The sequence below is a fragment of the Sphingopyxis sp. YR583 genome, from assembly GCF_900108295.1.
Classification (GTDB): Bacteria; Pseudomonadota; Alphaproteobacteria; order Sphingomonadales; family Sphingomonadaceae; genus Sphingopyxis.
In genome coordinates, this window is record NZ_FNWK01000004.1 from 219,399 (window position 1) to 236,102 (window position 16,704).

General features: G+C 63.8%; 14 protein-coding genes and 1 tRNA gene. 10 read left to right on the forward strand and 5 right to left on the reverse strand.

The annotated features are described in order from the left end of the window. Positions 1–83: 83 nt before the first annotated feature. The 9 genes from BLW56_RS18435 to BLW56_RS18475 all read left to right on the forward strand — a co-directional run bounded on the left by BLW56_RS18435 (position 84) and on the right by BLW56_RS18475 (position 8,323). Positions 84–599: a DUF3617 domain-containing protein gene (locus BLW56_RS18435; RefSeq protein WP_177176023.1), complete on the forward strand. Its 516-nt coding sequence runs from the start codon at positions 84–86 to the stop codon at positions 597–599. A 165-nt stretch (positions 600–764) separates the two neighbouring features. Then, entirely contained in the window at positions 765–1,358 is a 594-nt protein-coding gene (locus BLW56_RS18440) for a hypothetical protein (RefSeq protein ID WP_093512456.1), read from the forward strand. Between the two features lie 406 nt (positions 1,359–1,764). Further along, entirely contained in the window at positions 1,765–3,528 is a 1,764-nt protein-coding gene (locus tag BLW56_RS18445; protein ID WP_093512458.1) for a tetratricopeptide repeat protein, read from the forward strand. 274 nt (positions 3,529–3,802) lie between these two features. Then, on the forward strand, positions 3,803–4,039 hold the full coding sequence (locus BLW56_RS18450; protein ID WP_003039428.1) for an acyl carrier protein: 237 nt from the start codon (positions 3,803–3,805) through the stop codon (positions 4,037–4,039). 184 nt (positions 4,040–4,223) lie between these two features. Further along, the gene (gene fabF, locus BLW56_RS18455; RefSeq protein WP_093512621.1) at positions 4,224–5,483 is read left to right on the forward strand and encodes a beta-ketoacyl-ACP synthase II; all 1,260 of its coding nucleotides are present in this window, start codon (positions 4,224–4,226) and stop codon (positions 5,481–5,483) included. A gap of 242 nt (positions 5,484–5,725) precedes the next feature. Then, a complete protein-coding gene (gene mltG, locus BLW56_RS18460) occupies positions 5,726–6,667 on the forward strand; it encodes an endolytic transglycosylase MltG (RefSeq protein ID WP_093512460.1) in 942 nt (313 codons plus the stop codon). A 53-nt stretch (positions 6,668–6,720) separates the two neighbouring features. Beyond that, positions 6,721–7,470, forward strand: coding sequence for an alpha/beta fold hydrolase (locus BLW56_RS18465; protein ID WP_093512462.1), 750 nt, complete (start codon positions 6,721–6,723; stop codon positions 7,468–7,470). Between the two features lie 228 nt (positions 7,471–7,698). Further along, entirely contained in the window at positions 7,699–8,184 is a 486-nt protein-coding gene (locus BLW56_RS18470) for a 2'-5' RNA ligase family protein (protein ID WP_093512623.1), read from the forward strand. A 62-nt stretch (positions 8,185–8,246) separates the two neighbouring features. Continuing rightward, positions 8,247–8,323 (forward strand) — tRNA-Met (locus BLW56_RS18475). 350 nt (positions 8,324–8,673) lie between these two features. On the opposite strand, the gene BLW56_RS18480 is transcribed toward BLW56_RS18475, so the two are convergent. From BLW56_RS18480 to BLW56_RS18495, 4 genes are all read right to left on the reverse strand, one after another. Then, positions 8,674–9,063 (reverse strand): RidA family protein, encoded by a 390-nt coding sequence (locus BLW56_RS18480; protein WP_093512464.1) that lies wholly within the window; start codon positions 9,061–9,063, stop codon positions 8,674–8,676. A gap of 18 nt (positions 9,064–9,081) precedes the next feature. Continuing rightward, complete coding sequence (locus tag BLW56_RS18485; RefSeq protein ID WP_093512466.1) at positions 9,082–10,212, reverse strand: alanine racemase; 1,131 nt, start codon at positions 10,210–10,212, stop codon at positions 9,082–9,084. Positions 10,213–10,226: 14 nt separating this feature from the next. Next, positions 10,227–10,859, reverse strand: coding sequence for an HAD family hydrolase (locus tag BLW56_RS18490; protein ID WP_093512468.1), 633 nt, complete (start codon positions 10,857–10,859; stop codon positions 10,227–10,229). Positions 10,860–11,032: 173 nt separating this feature from the next. After that, the gene (locus BLW56_RS18495) at positions 11,033–11,932 is read right to left on the reverse strand and encodes a LysR family transcriptional regulator (protein ID WP_093512470.1); all 900 of its coding nucleotides are present in this window, start codon (positions 11,930–11,932) and stop codon (positions 11,033–11,035) included. Between the two features lie 256 nt (positions 11,933–12,188). Here BLW56_RS18495 and BLW56_RS18500 point away from each other — a divergent pair, with 256 nt between their 5' ends. Continuing rightward, positions 12,189–14,240, forward strand: a complete 2,052-nt coding sequence (locus BLW56_RS18500) for a S9 family peptidase (protein WP_177176024.1) — start codon at positions 12,189–12,191, stop codon at positions 14,238–14,240. Positions 14,241–14,255: 15 nt separating this feature from the next. Here BLW56_RS18500 and BLW56_RS18505 read toward each other — a convergent pair whose 3' ends face one another. Next, positions 14,256–16,697, reverse strand: coding sequence for a penicillin acylase family protein (locus BLW56_RS18505; protein WP_177176025.1), 2,442 nt, complete (start codon positions 16,695–16,697; stop codon positions 14,256–14,258). Positions 16,698–16,704 lie beyond the last annotated feature (7 nt).

Sequence of the window (16,704 nt, forward strand, 5' to 3'; positions counted from 1 at the left end):
CCAATATGGTATCGATGGGGCGGGTCCACAATCGCAATGAATCAAAACAACACCCCCAAATGAACAGTCACAGGAGACAGGGCATGAAGAAATTTCTCACGGTAGCCGCCATCGGCGCGCTGATCGCGGTATCGGGTTGCGGCAAGAGCGAGAATGCTGCCAGCGGCCCCGTGAAGCGCGAAGCCGGCAACTGGAAGACCGACGTCAAGCTGGTGAAATTCGAAGTCCCCGGCATGCCGGCCGAAATGAAGGACGGCATGGCGAAGATGATGGAAGGCGCCAGCGGCATGGAGCAATGCTTCACGCAGGAACAGGTCGACAAGGAAGACATCGCCGCCGAACTCGCCAAGGGCCCGGGCAACGGCGGTGAGTGCAAATGGTCGAAGAAGGATGTCGCGGGCGGCAAGATCGACGTAGCGGGCACCTGCACCGCCAACGGCCAGACGGTCGAGATGGCGATGACCGGCACGATGGAAGCGAAGAAGAACGACGTGACGATCACGACCAAGGGCAAGGTACCGACGGGCGGCGACATGGAAATGGTCATGCAGATGACCAGCACCCACACCGGTCCGTGCAAGGCGCCGGCTGCGACCTAAGTCGGCATAGCCTCAGCTAAAAAATTCGGGGCGCCGGTGGAAACCGGCGCCCCTTTCATATAGGTTGCATGCAAGGGGGGTCGCAACCATGCCTTGCTATGTGACTACGGGTAGCCGTCTCGACGGCAATCAGCGCCACGCGTTGCGTATCGGCACTGCCCGAACTTGACCGGCTTGCTCGATCGCCGTGCCACCCCGTTGCTGGTCGGTCTGGTCGCCGGGCTGCTTGCGGTCGGCGCGGGGCTGCTGGCCGGAGCGGACGCTGCGGAGCGCGCGGGGCTCGCCGCGCGATGGACCGCACGTGCGGGCTTGCCGCTCTTCCTCATCGCTTTTCTCGCCTCGACTTTCGTGCGCCGCTGGCCTTCGCCGACGACGCGCGCGCTGCTTCGCCGGCGCAGGCAGTGGGGCCTCGGCTTCGCGCTCGCCCACACGATCCATCTCGTCGCGCTTGGCATCAACATCATCGTCTATGCGCCGGGGCGGACGTGGCAGTCGCTCGTCGGCGGCGGGCTGGCCTATGTCATCATCTATCTGATGGCGCTGACGTCGACCGACGCCTGGCAAAAGCGGCTCGGCAAAGGGTGGCGCTACCTGCACCGCTTCGGCATCTATTATATCTGGTTCATCTTCACCGCGAGCTATGCCGGACGCGCCTTTGGTGCCGATCCCGACAAGCGGCTGGTCGGCATTGTCTTTGGCTGCGTCATGGTCGCGGCGCTGGCGCTGCGGTTGTGGCCCCGGCGGCGGGGCATGCGATGAGCGAGGGAAGCATGTCGACTTGCCGGGCGACGGAACAGGTGGGGCTGTCGGCCGCCCGGCGAAGTCTAGAAATGAGACCTGAGGGGGATCGAAGGGTGCCAGGGACCAGCTCGCACCTTTCGCCTTTTGGCCTCACATCGCGTCATCGTAGGAATGTCGCGATGACCGAAAGAATGCCACAGTTTCGGACCCGTGGCAGTTACAAGGGGTCACATTCGGTGATGTCGCCATTTGATAACCAATTCTTAACCGGCTTTCCCGCTTTTCCTCGCGGATTGGCGTGGCGCATTTCTTCTGATATGGCGTGCGGCCGCCTTGTTACCGTTACGTAGAAGTAACAATGGGTGGCCGCGCCGGTTGATTGGCGTATCTACCGCACCGCCCGCAAGGGGTATTTGAGGGTAGCATGGACCAGGCGAAAACGAACGAGATACAAGACCCCGCCGAGGTCGACCGGATCATCGCGGAGGAAACCGAGAAGCTTCTCGATTCCCCGATGTTCACGCGTTCACCCGTTCTATCCCGCCTGCTGCAATTCCTTGTCGAGCACCGCCTTCGTGGCGGACGCAGTTCGCCCAAGGCTTATGCGATCGCGACCGAGGCGCTGGGGCGCAGCGAAGATTTCGATCCGGCCGTCGACAGCTATCCGCGGGTCATGGTGGGTCGGCTGCGCAGCCTTCTTGACCGCTATTATGCGGATACGCCGTGGATCCACCGCCTGCGCGTCCCGCAGGGCAGCTATGAAGTCGTCGTGCAATACCGATCGGCGCCGCCGGCGCGATCGGCGGAGGAGCCCGCGGGCGACGATGACGTCAAGGCCGCAGCAGCCGTCGCGGAAGGGGCAGGTCGCACGAGCCCCCCCGGTGATGCACGGCGCGCCCCCGATCGCGGTGCCCGCTTCGGCCGCTGGATTGTCGTCCTTGTCCTTCTCGCATTGGCGTTCTTCACCTTGTGGACGCTCCGCGGCGGGCCGGATCGGCTGTTCGTCAGCGATCCGGTGCCGGTCCCGCTGATCGAAGTTAGCGCACCGGCCGCAGGAAATTTGCCTGAATCGCGCGCGCTTGCGCGGGCGCTTGACGGGAAATTGCGGGACGGGCTGCGCCGCTTCGACCTCGTCGACCTGATGAGTTCGAAAGCACCGGGTGCCGCGGTCGCCGGCAAAAGCGATTACCGCCTCGATACGTCGATCGTTCGCACGGTCGAGGGCAACACCGACGTCACGCTCGTTCTCAACCGGGTCGTGGACCAGCGCGCGATCTGGTCGCAACAATTGCGGCTGACGCCCGATGAAACGCCCGAATTTTTCGCTATCGAACCGCTCATCGCACAGCTTGCCGGGGATTATGGCGTGATCGTTCGCGATCAGGTTCAACGTCAGCCCGACAATTTTTCGCCGGGTTTTCCTTGCCTCGCGCAATTCAACCGCATGCGCCAGATGCGCAACGTGGCGAATGTGAAACCGGTCGACGCGTGCCTCCGCGCGACGATCAAGGCCAATCCGCGCGATCCCGTCGCGCTTACCGCGCTGTCGCTCGTGCGGTATGGCGACTGGCAGCCGCAGCGCATGACGGCGGCGGGTCGTGAGGCTTTTGCGGAGGCACGGGCGCTGGCGCAGCGTTCCTATGAAAGCAGCCCCAATTCGTCGGCGGGCTTGTTTGCGATGGCGCGCGCCAATTTCTATTCGGGCAATTGTGCCGGTGGCAATGCGATGGGCGACGCGGCGATTGCACTCAATCCCTATGATGCCGACATGGCGGGCTTTTTGGGCCTGTTCAAGATGACGTGCGGAATGGGGGATGAGGGTGAGGTGCTGCTCCGGCGGTCGCTGCTGCTCGACTCCTCCTATCCGGGCGTTCCCGCGGTCACGCTCGCCTTTACGCTTTCGCAGCGCGGAGAACAGGATGAGGCGCGCAGAATACTCGATCACATGCCGGCACCGAGCAATATGGAGCCGCAGTATATGATGGCGCGGGCGATCGTGCAGGCGCGGCAGGGGCAGGTGGCCGAGGCGCGGGCGCAATGGCAGCGCCTGCTCGTCTATACGCGCCAGCCCGCGGACGCGACGCCCGAGCAGGTGCTCGGACGGTTCATCATCACGCCGGTGGTGATCCAGCGCGCATCGGCGGCGCTGCGCGATTCGGGCGTGGTTCCGGCAAAGGTAGCGCCCTGAGATAGCCGGGCCGCCGCCATGCTTTCGCTTTTAGCCCTGCCGCTCGCGCCGTCCTGTCGTTCGACCTTGAAGGCAGCGAGCGCATTGCCTATTTCTATGGTCCGGTGCCGGAGGGGCGGAAAGGGACACGGTCGGCTTAATAGCGCTGCAGAGGAGGTCTTGGTCGATGCGGCGCTTCGCCGCACAGCCGATGCCAGCCCTCTTGCCAGCCCCGCCCACGGGCACTAGGGCAATTTTCAACATTCACGACATAGTCAGAAAAAAGGAACTGTGCATGAGCGATTCGGCCGAAAAGGTTAAGAAGATCGTCGTCGAACATCTGGGTGTCGAAGCCGACAAGGTCACCGAAGAAGCGAGCTTCATCGACGATCTGGGCGCCGACAGCCTCGACATCGTCGAACTGGTGATGGCGTTCGAAGAAGAATTCGGCGTCGAAATCCCCGACGATGCGGCGGAAAAGATCGCCACCGTCAAGGACGCGATCGACTATATCGAAGCGAACAAGGGCTAACGCCCTGCGGTCCGGCCTGGCCGGATGCGGCGGCGACGCCGTCCACGCATTTCCGGCTCCCCGGTCTCGAGCGCTTGCGCGCAGTGGCCGGGGAGCTTTTTTATGCGCGCGGCTCCGCTAGAAGCGTAGCCCAAGATATTGATGCGGGTTCCTGCAGGCGCAGGGACCGATGAAAGGAATGACTATGCGCCGGGTTGTGGTGACGGGTTTGGGTTTGGTGACGCCGCTGGGCGCCGATGTGGAAACCACATGGGCGAATTTGCTTGCGAGCAAATCGGGCGCGGGCACGATCACCCATTTCGACGCGTCGGATCAGAAATGCACGATCGCCTGCGAGGTGAAGGGCCCCGACCATGAATATGGCTTCGACCCCGCCAAGCGCGTCGATCACAAGGTGCAACGCCAGGTCGATCCCTTCATCATCTATGGCATCGATGCTGCGGGGCAGGCGATCGAAGACGCCGGCCTCGAGGATATGTCCGACGAGATGAAGCTGCGCGCCGGTTGCTCGATCGGTTCGGGCATCGGCGGCTTGCCAGGCATCGAAAGCGAAAGCCTGCTGCTCGCCGAAAAGGGCCCCGGCCGCGTTTCGCCGCACTTCGTCCACGGCCGCCTGATCAACCTGATCTCGGGCCAGGTCAGCATCAAATATGGTCTGCAGGGCCCCAATCATGCCGTCGTCACCGCCTGCTCGACCGGTGCGCATTCGATCGGCGATGCCGCGCGGATGATCCGCGACGACGACGCTGACATCATGCTCGCGGGCGGCGCCGAGGCGACGATCTGCCCGATCGGCATCGCGGGCTTCGCTCAGGCGCGCGCGCTCAACATGAGCTATAACGACCGCCCCGAAGCGGCGAGCCGCCCCTATGACAAGGATCGCGACGGTTTCGTGATGGGCGAAGGCGCCGGCGTCGTCGTGCTTGAGGAATATGAGCATGCCAAGGCACGCGGCGCAAAGATCTATGCCGAAGTCGTCGGTTACGGCCTGTCGGGTGATGCCTATCATGTGACGGCGCCGCACCCCGAGGGTTCGGGCGCGTTCCGCTCGATGGAAATGGCGCTGAAAAAGGCGGGCATGACCCCGGCGGACATCGACTATATCAACGCCCACGGCACTTCGACGATGGCCGACACGATCGAACTCGGTGCGGTCAAGCGCCTGTTCGGCAACGAAATCGCCAATGTGTCGATGAGCTCGACCAAGTCGGCGATCGGCCATCTGCTCGGCGGTGCCGGCGCGGTCGAAACGATCTTCTGCATCCTCGCGATCCGCGACCAGATCGTCCCCCCGACGCTCAATCTCGACAATCCCGACGAAGGAACCGAGGGCGTCGACCTGGTGCCGCACAAGGCGCGAAAGCGCGAAGTGAAGGCCGCGCTCAACAACAGCTTCGGCTTCGGCGGCACCAACGCCAGCGTCATCGTCAAGGCGATCGATTAAACCATCACTCCATATTTTCGTCATTCCCGCGAAAGCGGGAACCCAGCGAGCAACCGTTGCAACTGGGTTCCCGCTTTCGCGGGAATGACGATGTTGGTGACACGCCAAAACCTCTTTCCTACATTCCCCGGCCATGCTCTATCACCTTGTCGTCGGCCTCGGCTTAAAGCGACAAAGGAGACAGTTTCGGTCCGCACGTCCGTATCTTTTGTCTCTTTAAGGCGCCGAACAGGGAGAATATCGTGCATCCGTTCCGCTGGCTCACGATCGCGATTTTCGCCCTCCTGCTCGCCGCCTGCTCGGGCGGCGCACCAAAGGATGCCGAGGTCGTGATCCCGCAGGGATCGAGCATCGCCAAAGCGGGACAGATTCTCGAGGACGCTGGCCTCGTCTCGGCCTCCAGCTTTCGTAACGAGGCGCGTTTCTTCGGATCGGACGATCCGATCAAGCCCGGCGAATATAAGGTCGAAAAGGGGATGGACGCGGGCGACATCCTCGAACTGTTCCAGTCGGGCAAGACGATCCAGCGCATGGTCATGATTCCTGAGGGCATGCCCTCGATCATGGTGTGGGAACGGCTGATGGCCGAAAAGCGGCTGAAGGGCGAAATCCCCGTACCGGCTGAAGGCAGCATCCTGCCCGACAGCTATGCCTTCACCACCGGCGAAAGCCGCGCCGCGGTCGTCAAGCGAATGCAGGCCGCGATGGACAAGGCGTTCAACGAGCTTTGGGTGAAGCGCACGTCGCGCACCGCGGTGAAAGATCGCAACCAGGCGATGACGCTCGCCTCGATCGTCGAGAAGGAAACCGGCGTGGCTGCCGAACGCCGCACTGTGGCGGGCGTCTATACCAACCGCCTAGCGGTGGGCATGCGACTGCAGGCCGATCCGACAATCATCTACCCGATCACCAAGGGCAAGCCGCTCGGGCGCCGCATCCTGCGTTCCGAAATCCAGGCAGTGAACGGCTATAACACCTATAGCATGATCGGCTTGCCGCAGGGGCCGATCGCCAATCCGGGCAAGGCATCGATCGCCGCGGTGCTCGACCCCGAGGCGAACGACTATCTCTTCTTCGTCGCCAAGGGCGACGGCGGCCACATCTTCGCGCGCACGCTCGCCGACCATAATGCCAATGTGCAAAAATGGTATGCGCTTCGCCGCGAGCGGGGCGAGATGGAATAGGCGGATTGCACATCCGCCGGGATGACGATGTCGAAAGAGAGAGAGAAGGGCATATGACCGCGAAACTCTTCATCCACGGCGTGCCCGACAGTCCCGCGATCTGGCGGCCGTTGCTCGCCGCCCTCGACCTCGGCGAAACGCCCGTCGCCGTTCCCGCGCTCCCCGGTTTCACGGCGCCGCTGCCGGACGGGTTTGCGGCCACCAAAGAGGCTTATGCCGACTGGGCAGTAGGGCAGGCGGAAAGCCTGTTTGCCGCGTATGGTCCGATCGATATCGTCGGTCACGACTGGGGCGCCCTGATCGCGCAGCGTGTCGCGATGCTCCGCCCGGACCTGATCCGCAGCTGGGCGATTTCCAACGCCGTGATCGAACCGGAATATCGCGGCCATCGGATCGCGCGCATCTGGAACACGCCTATCCTCGGCGAGATATTCATGGCACTGAGCAAGGCCGACAAGCTTGCGGATGGCCTCGCGGCACAGGGTATGCCCGCCGACATCGCGCAGGAGGAAGCGGTGCAGTGGGAAAACAAGGACAAGCGCCGTGCCATCCTCAAACTCTATCGCTCGGCAAAGGGGCTGAGCTTCGAGCATGACTGGGCACGCGACATTCCTAAATTGCCCGCGAACGGCGCGCTGATCTGGGGTGAGGGCGACCCCTATGTCGAGTTGACGGTCGCGCAACGCTACGCAGCGACTAACGGTACGCCGCTAACCGTCATCGAAGGGGCGGGGCATTGGGCGATCGCCGAGCGGCCGGTCGAGGTTACCGCGGCGCTCAAGGCTTTCTGGAGCGCGCTCTGACATTCGATCGGAAGAGTGATCGCTTTGGCCGATCATTCTAAGCCGATCAATCGATTGGATCGTGCGGCGGATTTACGGCATTGCGGTGCCAACGAGAAAGGGCGTCCCATGGACGACGGCAAATCTCCCCCGAAACTGCCTCGACCATCACTTCTCGTATTAGCCGGCCCGGGCTTCCCCCCTCCCAACCGGACCGCTGGCGCCGTGCCCATCATCGTGACTGCGACGATGGGTGCGGCGGACCAGCGCTATTTCGACGTCCTGCGAAGCGCCCATTTCCCGCCCGAACGCAATCATCTCGCGGCTCATATCACCCTGTTCCATCAGTTGCCGCCATCATGCATCGACGAACTCGATCGCCTGGTGCGCGCAATCGCGGCCGACACGCCGCCGCCCGCCGCGAACCTGCGCGAGGTCTATTCGCTGGGGCAGGGGGTGGCCTTCCGGATCGACAGTCCTGACTTGCTCGCTATCCGCGACCGCATCGCCGATCATTTTGCTGGGATGCTGACCGCGCAGGACCGGGGAACGCCGCGCCTGCACATCACGGTCCAGAATAAAGTGAGCGCGGGAGAGGCGAGGGAACTGCTGACAAGGCTGTCCGCCGGTTTTCGTCCGCGCCCGCTGAAGATCGCCGGACTGGCGGCGTATCATTATCTCGGCGGGCCTTGGCAGCCGGCCTTCGCACGCAATTTTCACCGTGCGCGTACATGATATTGACCCGGGGCCACACCCTGCCTATAGGCGCGGCTCGCCCGACGCGGGCGGCCTTTCGGGGCGGAGTAGCTCAGCAGGTTAGAGCAGCGGAATCATAATCCGCGTGTCGGGGGTTCGAGTCCCTCCTCCGCTACCAACCTATATAAATAATTGAAATAACTGGATAATTTCCGGATCGGGTGGCTACCACATTGATCGACATGGGCGAGCTAACCCATTGAAATATTAACGTTGGCTTTCGCCGCGAACTCGTGAATCGCTGCTCAACTCTTCCTCTTTGGGGGTATTTTTGGCTGTATCCCAAGTTGCCGCTTCGCGCCCGATCCCAGTCGTAACCGGTCGCGGGACGTCTGCCTCAAAGTTGCCGTTCGATTCCGAAGGAACGAACATCTGCGTCGCGCTGGCGGTGGCAACCCAATTTGGGTCGCGCTCCCGTCGATCACATCGAAAAGCGGGTTCTGATCAGTGGCGTCGCGGTTAGCGGGATCAGCCCACCGCGACCACGGCCTCGATCTCTACCAGTGCGCCGTAGTGGAGCGGGCCGCTGGGAACGATTGAACGGGCTGGGCGGTGGGCGCCAAAGAAGCTGGCGTAGGCGGCGTTGACCTCGCCCCAATGCGCGACATCGGTCACGTAGAGCGTGCAGCGAATGACATCCTCCTTCGCTGCGCCGACGACGCGGGCGATCGCTTCGATATTGCCGAGCGCAAAGAACACCTGATCGGCGACCGGCACGCTATCCGCCTCGGGGGTGTCCTTGGTCACGCCGAGTTGGCCGGACACATAGAGCGTATCCCGATGAAGGACTGCCTGGGCATAATGGCCGCCCGGCGGCGGGGCGTCGGCGCAGCGGATTTCGGTCAGCTTCTGGCTCATTTCATTCTCCGAATATAGTTACCACCCGCCAGTGCGCGGCCATTTCGCGATGATCTCCCCCGCCTGGAGTACATCGTAGGATGTATAGGCGGCGCAGGTCAGACAGGCATGGTTCGGCAGGATGCGGACAAGGCTGCCGATTGGCAGGCGGGCGAACCAGCTGTCGTCGGGAACCGGCACATTGCCATGCTCCTGATGAACCACCGTGACCGCGAGCGACCCGAGCGGTTCGAGCGTCACGGCGTCGCAGACGAGGCCATAGCCCGCCTCGGGCAGGAAGCGATTTGCGCCGACGTCCTTTGACAGGGCGAGTGCGCCGGCATCGAGGATCAGGCTGGGACCGTTGCGTTGATGCCCGATCACCGTCGCGAGCACGGAGACGGCTATATCCTCCTGCGTGCAGACGCCGCGCGAGAGCTGGGCCAGATCGTGGAACAGATAGATGCCGGCGCGCACCTCGGTCACGCCCTCCAGATGTCCGGCGAAGAGGACAGTGGGTGTCGATCCGATGCTGACAATGGGGCATGGGTAGCCGCGCTCGCGGAGATAATCGGCCGAAGACACTGCGGCGAAGCGCTCGATCTCTGCCAGCGCCCGGACGGGCTCGGACTCGGCAAAGGCATAAGAATGCCCCGCGTGCGACATGATGCCCATGAGTTCGAGGTAGGGCGCAGCGGACGCGATGGCGTCGGCGACCTTGAGCAGCGCGGGCGACGCGGGTTCGACGCCGCTGCGATGTTCACCACAATCGACCTCGATCAGGACGCCGAAACGCGCGTCGAGGGCTGCTGCCGTCTGCCCGATTAATGCGGCGGCGTCGTGGTCGTCGACGACGAACAGCAGTCGAGCGCCGGTTTCGTGCTGGATGCGGTGGGCGCGGGCGAGCTTTCCCGGCGCTATTGCGGTCGAATAGAGGATGTCGCGCCAGCCAGCGGCGGCGAAATATTCGGCCTCGGCGAGCGTCGAGACGGTGATCGGTCCCCGTTCACCACCGGCGGCGATGCGCGCGACATTGGCCGATTTGGCGGTCTTGAGATGCGGGCGAAGGATGACGCCGAGGTCGGCGCAGCGCGCGCGCATCCGATCCGCGTTGCGCGTCAGTCGCGCGGAATCGAGGATCAGACGCGGCGTATCCAGCCTCTCGAACATATTCGCTTGTCCCTTCACAAAACCAGCTCTTCCAGCGGATCGAGCGTGTCCGCAATAAGCAAGGGCCGCGCCGTATCAGCGACGAACGGCAGCCCCGCCCGGTTGTGCCAGAAAACGGGCATACCGACCCCGGCTGCACCCGGAATGTCGGCGGGCGACCCTGCGACGAACAACGTCCGCGCGGGGTCGCTGCCAAGCCGGTCGAGCGCGGCGCGATATGGCTGCGGATGCGGCTTGTAATATCCCGCTTCTTCGGAGGTCACCACGGCCGAGAAGGGCACGCCGACGCGATCCGCGGCTTGCCGCCCGAGCGTGGTCGAGCAATTGGTGACGACGCCGAGCCGGATACCGCGTGCGCTGAGCGCGCCGAGCACGCGCGAGACTTCGGGCCAAGGCTGGAGCGTGCTCCAGCGCGCCGTCAGTGCGTCGGCAGCGGCGAGGGCAAGGCCTGCCTCGCTCGCCGCCTCTCGAACCAGATCCTCATAGGGGCGATAGGCGCCGCAGCCATAGGTCAGCGTCAAATAGGCCCGGCGCCAGCGCAGCCCGTCCGCGGCCGACCCAGCCGCGCCGTTCCACAGCGACCAGGAATCGAGCAGAGCCGTCAGAAGGTCGAAGACGACCGCTTCGACCGGAACAATCTGTTTCATAGGCGGAGCTCCAAATCCCTTTTCGCCGGCCGGAAACCGGGCAACCCCGATCCGGGCGGCGCCCTTGTCTCGAACCGCGACTAACAGGGATGGGACGGCAACGGCCAATGCCTGTTGCGGATGGAATTATGCCTCTGCGTAAGCATGTTGGCGTGCCGGCCATCGTGGCGCATCTATACCGCCGCGAGCCGCCAGAAGGTCTCGGCCGATGGTGATTGCCGGCCGCGAGGCCGATAGAGGCGGACATCGACGGGAATGTCCCAGACCTCGTCGCTCGCGCGGACCAGCGCACCCTTCGCCAGATCTTCGGCGACGATACTTAGCGGAAGCCATGCGAGACCTTTGCCGTCCTTCGCCATGCGTGCGAGCACCAGCGTGTGCGAGGTGAAGACGGGCGTGAAGCTGGTCGGCATCGAACTGGTGCTGAGCATCGACGACACGATGCGGTCCATGCCTGATTCCGCGCCATAAGCGAGCAGATTGACGGGGTCGCGGCCTTCACTGACGAGTGGGTGAAGCGGTGCGCCGCCGTCGTCGCGTGGCGCGCTGACCGGAACCAGCGCATCGGCGCCGAGGGAAATCGACTGAAAACCGGCTCCATCGAGAACCGATGGGGCGCCGCCATGAAAATAGCAGAGACAGAAATGCGCTTTCCCGTTGAGCATGATCTGTTCCGACGCGCCCATATTGTCGGCATTGAGCTGGATCGGAATCGCGGTGTCCATCATCGCCTGAAGCTGGGCGAGCCATTGCGGAAAGAAGTTCAGCGCGAGCGCGTGGGTGACGAGAATTTTGACCGTCGAGGCCGATGTGCCCGCTATCTCCTGCACCTCGCGGCGGCCGTGTTCGATGTCGCGCAATACGGTTTCGGCTATCGCGGCGAAACGCTTGCCCGCGGGGGTCAGGACAATCTGGTGTGTGCTGCGATCGACAAGCTCGACTCCCAGCCAGTCTTCGAGCGAACGAATGCGGCGGCTGAACGCTGGCTGCGTCACGCATCGCGCTGCCGCGGCACGCGAGAAATTTCCCGCGCGGATCAGGGCGCCAAAATCTTCCAGCCAGGCCATTTCCATCGTGCAATTCCCTCCGGCTCGTGGCGCCCTTGTAACCGATCGCGGGCGATCGCCCAGCCTTCCCGTCATGCATGGTTTGATCCATATTCTGCATTGGCCCTTGCGTGCGTCGATTGGCAGTCTGTGCTGGTCGAGGGAAATGCCCCCTCGTCCGAAGCCATAAATGGGCCGACGGGCGAGGGCGGTTTTCAGGGAGTGAGGGAAGATGGGTTCGAACATATTGCGCCGGTCATCGCCGCGCCGCAACGCGCGTGTCATGGCTTGGACTGCCGTCGCCATCTGCGCGGTCATGCTGCCCGGCGGATCACCGACTGCTTCGGCCAAGCCCGCTTCGCAGGTGGAAACTTCGGCGCTGGTGCCGCGCGACCTGCTCTTCCGCGCGCCGACCTATTCGGAACTGCAGATCAGCCCCGACGGAAAGCAACTCGCCTTTCTCCACCCGTTGAACGGCGTCCTCAATATATGGGTCGCGCCGATCGACGATCCGGCTTCGGCAAAATCCGTCACCCGTTTTGACAACCGTCCGCCCGACGCGTTCCAGTGGAGTGCCGACGGGCGTTTCATCCTGATCCAGAAGGACGTCGGGGGCGAGGAGCATAACCAACTCTGGATCGCCGATCCCGCGAAGCAGACGGTCATCAACGCGACGAACGATCCCGCGGTGCTGACGAAGATCGTAAAGGTGTCGAAAAAGCGTCCGGGCGAGATCCTCGTCGGCATGAACATCCGCGACCGGCGCTACCGCGATATCTATCGCATCGACCTAGCCACCGGGCAGCGGACCGAAGTGTTCCGCAACGCGCCGAATTATATCGACGTCGTCGCCGATCCCGATTTCAACATTCGCATGGGCGTTCGCGGCAATGCCGACGGATCGTCGACCTATTTCCGGCTCGACCCGACCGGCCCGAGCGAGTTCATGACGATCCCGCTGGCCTCGCTTCGCAATTCGAAGATCTTCGGGCTCGACGCGAAGGGGCAACTCGCGATGCTCGACAGCCGCGACGGGGACAAGGCGAACCTCGTCTCGGTCGATCTGGCGACGGGCAAAAAGACGCTGCTCGCGGCCGCCATGCGCGCCGATATCGTCGAGCCTCTGCTCGATGAGGAAAGTGGTGCGCTGCTCGCGACGCGCGAAGACCCGCTGGTGAGCGAGTGGACGGTGCGTTCGGACACGGCACGCGCCGAGTTCGCGGCGCTCGAGGCAGCGGTCGCCGGCCCGTTCAGGATCGCCGGGCAAACCCCCGACAATGCGCGCTGGCTGCTGCTTGAAACGGTGCCGAACCGGCCCGACCGCTATAGCTGGTGGAACCGCAAGGACCGGACGCTGACGCCCTTGCTGTCGACGCGGCCCGATCTGGAGACGCGCGCGTTGGGGCGGCGCCTGCCGGTCACGATCGCCGCGCGCGACGGTCTCAGCCTGCCGAGCTATCTGACGCTGCCGCCCGGCGCGAAGCTCGGTGCGAACGGAATGCCGGTGAAGCCGGTGCCGCTGGTGCTGCTCGTCCATGGCGGGCCGTGGCTGCGCGACGATCTGGCCTTCGATCCGCAGCACGCCTGGCTCGCCGACCGCGGCTATGCCGTGCTGTCGGTGAACTTTCGTGCATCGGGCGGGTTCGGTAGCGATTTCATGTCGAAGGGCGACCGGAAATGGTCCGAAACGATGCACGACGATCTGCTCGACGGAGTGCAGTGGGCGATCGACAAGGGCGTGACGACAAAGGATCGCGTCGCAGTAATGGGGCTCTCTTACGGGGGCTATTCGACGCTCGTGTCGCTGAGCTTTACCCCCGACACCTTCCAGTGCGGCGTCGATCTGGCGGGGCCGAGCAATCTGGTAAAGCAGGTCGCTTTGATGCCCGACTGGTGGACCTGGCAGCGCCCGCAGTTCGTCAACCGCGTCGGCGACCCCTCAACGAAGGAGGGCGCCGCCGACCTGATGCGGCGTTCGCCGATCGCGCGCGTCGATGCGATCACAAAGCCGCTGCTCGTCACCAATGGGGCGAACGATCCGCGCATCTTTCCCGACCAGTCGCAGGAAATTGTCGATGCGATGAAGGCGCGCGGCAAGCCGGTGACCTATGCCTTCTATCCCGACGAGGGGCATGTTTATGCGAAGGACGCGACGAACATTTCCTTCGCCGCGATTGCCGAGCATTTCCTGTCTAAATGCCTCGATGGGCCAGCCGAGCCCTATGGCGACGACCTTGCCGGATCACGGGTCGAGCTGAAGGCTGGCGCGGCGTTCGTCCCGGGGCTGGAGCAGGCGTTCAAGGCGACCGGTGGCGGAGCGGTGGCGGGCAAATAGCCCCGCCGCATCGCGCTAGCGCGCCGGGGGACTGTATTCGAGGGTCACGCTGGACTTCGCGGTCCTGCGGATCTCATCCGGGACGAGCGTGATCTTCTTGAGTTCGTTCGTCTCGTGCATCAGCGTCTGGTCGGCCAGGTTCGGATTTCCTTGGCCCTTCGGATCGATGAACAGATTCTGCCCGCCCGCGTCGATCACCGAATAGAGCGCCCGCCGGTCGCGGGCGATTTCCATCAGCCCGACCCAGCTTTCGCCGCCATTGTGCGGCGCCATCTTCGGGCCGAGGCGAAGCACCGCCGACAGCCGGCGCTCGGGGGCATCCTCGGCCATCTGCGGGCGGTCCGGCGTTTCGAGCGAGGCGTCGAAATATTTCCAGAAGATCGGCTGCTTCCACTCGGCCATATCCTTGCCGGGAAAGCGCGTCTTGACCTCAGCCAGCGTCGCCTTGATCGTGTCGATCATCACCGCGGTGCGGTCGCGGCCACCGAAATAATCGACCGCCAGCGGCGCGCCCGCGGCATCGCCCTGAAAGGCGCGGAGCAGCAAGCTCGACTGATAGGTCAGATATCGGTCGGCATCGATCTTCTTCCACCAGTCACCCATATCGTCGCCAAAGACGATCTGCGGCGCGACCTGCAACCAGGTGCGATAGAGGGTGAGGCCGGGATTGTCGTAGCGCTGGTCGCCATCGCGGTCCTGATACAGGCCGTTGAAGCCCAGCATATATTCGCCGGCGCGCTTGACCTCGCCATCGTCGCTCGCCTCGATCGCCTTGCGAATATAGGGCGCGAAAAAGTCGGGCGCGGCCTGATTGCGGTCGACTGCGCCCAGCGCGTTGAAGATCTTGCCGTTGAACTCGCGCATGTCGAGAAGGGTCAGCGATTGGCCGTCTTTCGCGAGCCGGTCGCCGAGCCAGGTGCGGAAGGTCGCGCCGATGCGGGCGTTGTCGCCTTCCTGCGACCAGCCCGTCGCCTTGCTGTTCCACGACATGAAATATTGCTGCCGCGGATTGATCATCTGCGGCTTTTCGGCGGGGGTCAGAAAGCCGGTCCACTCATATTCGCCGGTCCCCGGCGTCGGCAGGCGCGGGTCGACCCCGGCGGCCTTTTTCGGCAACGCCCCTGCTTCGAAATAGGCGATCGTGCCGTCCTCGCCGCCATAGCAGGCGCCGAGATTCCAGCCGAGCCGGTCGACGCCCTTTTCCTTGAACTCGGTCAGGCTCTTCGCGCGGCCCATCTCGGCGAAGGCGATCCATGTGTCGAGTTCGCGCCCGTGGACGCCCATCTGCTGCGAGTAAGCGGTGCCGTTTTCGACGTCCCAGGCAATCACTGGGCCGTGGATCGTCCACGCGACATCGTGAGTGACGGGCGCGGCATCCTTGACCCGGAAGGTCTCGGTGCGATGCTCCATCTTCTTCCACGCGCCCTTGTACCAATATTCGTAGCGGTTTTTCGGATTGAGCTTTTCGGCGAAGGTCGTGCCGGCTTCGCTGCTGCCCGACACGAGCAGCCAGCCGTGCTGCGCGCCGCGCCCCATCGTCGGGACGCCCCAGCCGGTCGACCCGAAGCCCGCATTGTCGAAGCCGCCGCCCTGCAGGTGGATTTCGGGGCCGTCGGCTGTTGCTTCCAGCATCAGGACATTGCCGCTGGCCGACTTCTGCGGCCCGATCACCAGACAGCGGCTCGCGCCCTTGGCCGGAAGCGGCGGCGCGGTCTGTTCGGCGGCGGAGGCGACATCGCGGCTTTTGGGAAGCTGGGTGGCGGACTGGACGGGCACGGGAACCGGGCGCGCGGGTGCGCGGTCGTCGCCCGCCGGGATCGTCGTCGGGGAATCGGGGTCGGAAATCGGCACGACGTCGTTGAAGATCTGCCACGCTTTCGCCGCGCCATAACGGTCGGTCATGGCCTTCAGAAATTCGAGATTGCGGATTTCATAGGTGTCGCGGCCCAGCGGCGCAGCGGTGATAAGCGCCAGATATTCGGTAAGCGTCCAGCGGGTCGGCTTGATCCCCCAGCGGATGAATTCTAGCGGGGTCAGATTTTCGGGATCGGCGTTGACCTCGTCGATGCGCTTGTTGATGCCGTCGACCATGCCGCGGATCATCTTCCGATGCTCGGGCGCAAGCGCACGATAGCGCGTCATCAATTCGGTATCGGACAACTTGCGGCCACGCATCATCTTGTCGGTGTCGAGCGCCGAGGCGCCCACCAGCTCGGCGCGGCGGCCTTGCGTGTTGTGGCGGGCGAGTTCCATCGCGGCGAGGCGGTCGTGCGCGATCGCATAGCCCGCGCCGAACATCACCGCGTCCGACGTTTCGCCTTCGACATGCGGGACGCCGAAGCTGTCGCGATAGATGGTGACCTTTTCGGCCGCACTCCCCTGCGCGAGCGCGGCGGGCGCGGCCGAGGCCAGAAATGCGGCGGAACTCCAGAACAGGGCGGCAGTCGAACGGCGCATGAAAAAC

Coding starts and splice junctions, on each gene's coding strand:
- BLW56_RS18435 (WP_177176023.1), top strand. CDS start 84: ATGAAGAAATTTCTCACGGTAGCCGCCATCGGCGCGCTGATCGCGGTA.
- BLW56_RS18445 (WP_093512458.1), top strand. CDS start 1,765: ATGGACCAGGCGAAAACGAACGAGATACAAGACCCCGCCGAGGTCGAC.
- BLW56_RS18450 (WP_003039428.1), top strand. CDS start 3,803: ATGAGCGATTCGGCCGAAAAGGTTAAGAAGATCGTCGTCGAACATCTG.
- fabF (WP_093512621.1), top strand. CDS start 4,224: ATGCGCCGGGTTGTGGTGACGGGTTTGGGTTTGGTGACGCCGCTGGGC.
- BLW56_RS18465 (WP_093512462.1), top strand. CDS start 6,721: ATGACCGCGAAACTCTTCATCCACGGCGTGCCCGACAGTCCCGCGATC.
- BLW56_RS18470 (WP_093512623.1), top strand. CDS start 7,699: ATGGGTGCGGCGGACCAGCGCTATTTCGACGTCCTGCGAAGCGCCCAT.
- BLW56_RS18480 (WP_093512464.1), bottom strand. CDS start 9,063: ATGAGCCAGAAGCTGACCGAAATCCGCTGCGCCGACGCCCCGCCGCCG.
- BLW56_RS18485 (WP_093512466.1), bottom strand. CDS start 10,212: ATGTTCGAGAGGCTGGATACGCCGCGTCTGATCCTCGATTCCGCGCGA.
- BLW56_RS18490 (WP_093512468.1), bottom strand. CDS start 10,859: ATGAAACAGATTGTTCCGGTCGAAGCGGTCGTCTTCGACCTTCTGACG.
- BLW56_RS18495 (WP_093512470.1), bottom strand. CDS start 11,932: ATGGAAATGGCCTGGCTGGAAGATTTTGGCGCCCTGATCCGCGCGGGA.
- BLW56_RS18500 (WP_177176024.1), top strand. CDS start 12,189: ATGGCTTGGACTGCCGTCGCCATCTGCGCGGTCATGCTGCCCGGCGGA.
- BLW56_RS18505 (WP_177176025.1), bottom strand. CDS start 16,697: ATGCGCCGTTCGACTGCCGCCCTGTTCTGGAGTTCCGCCGCATTTCTG.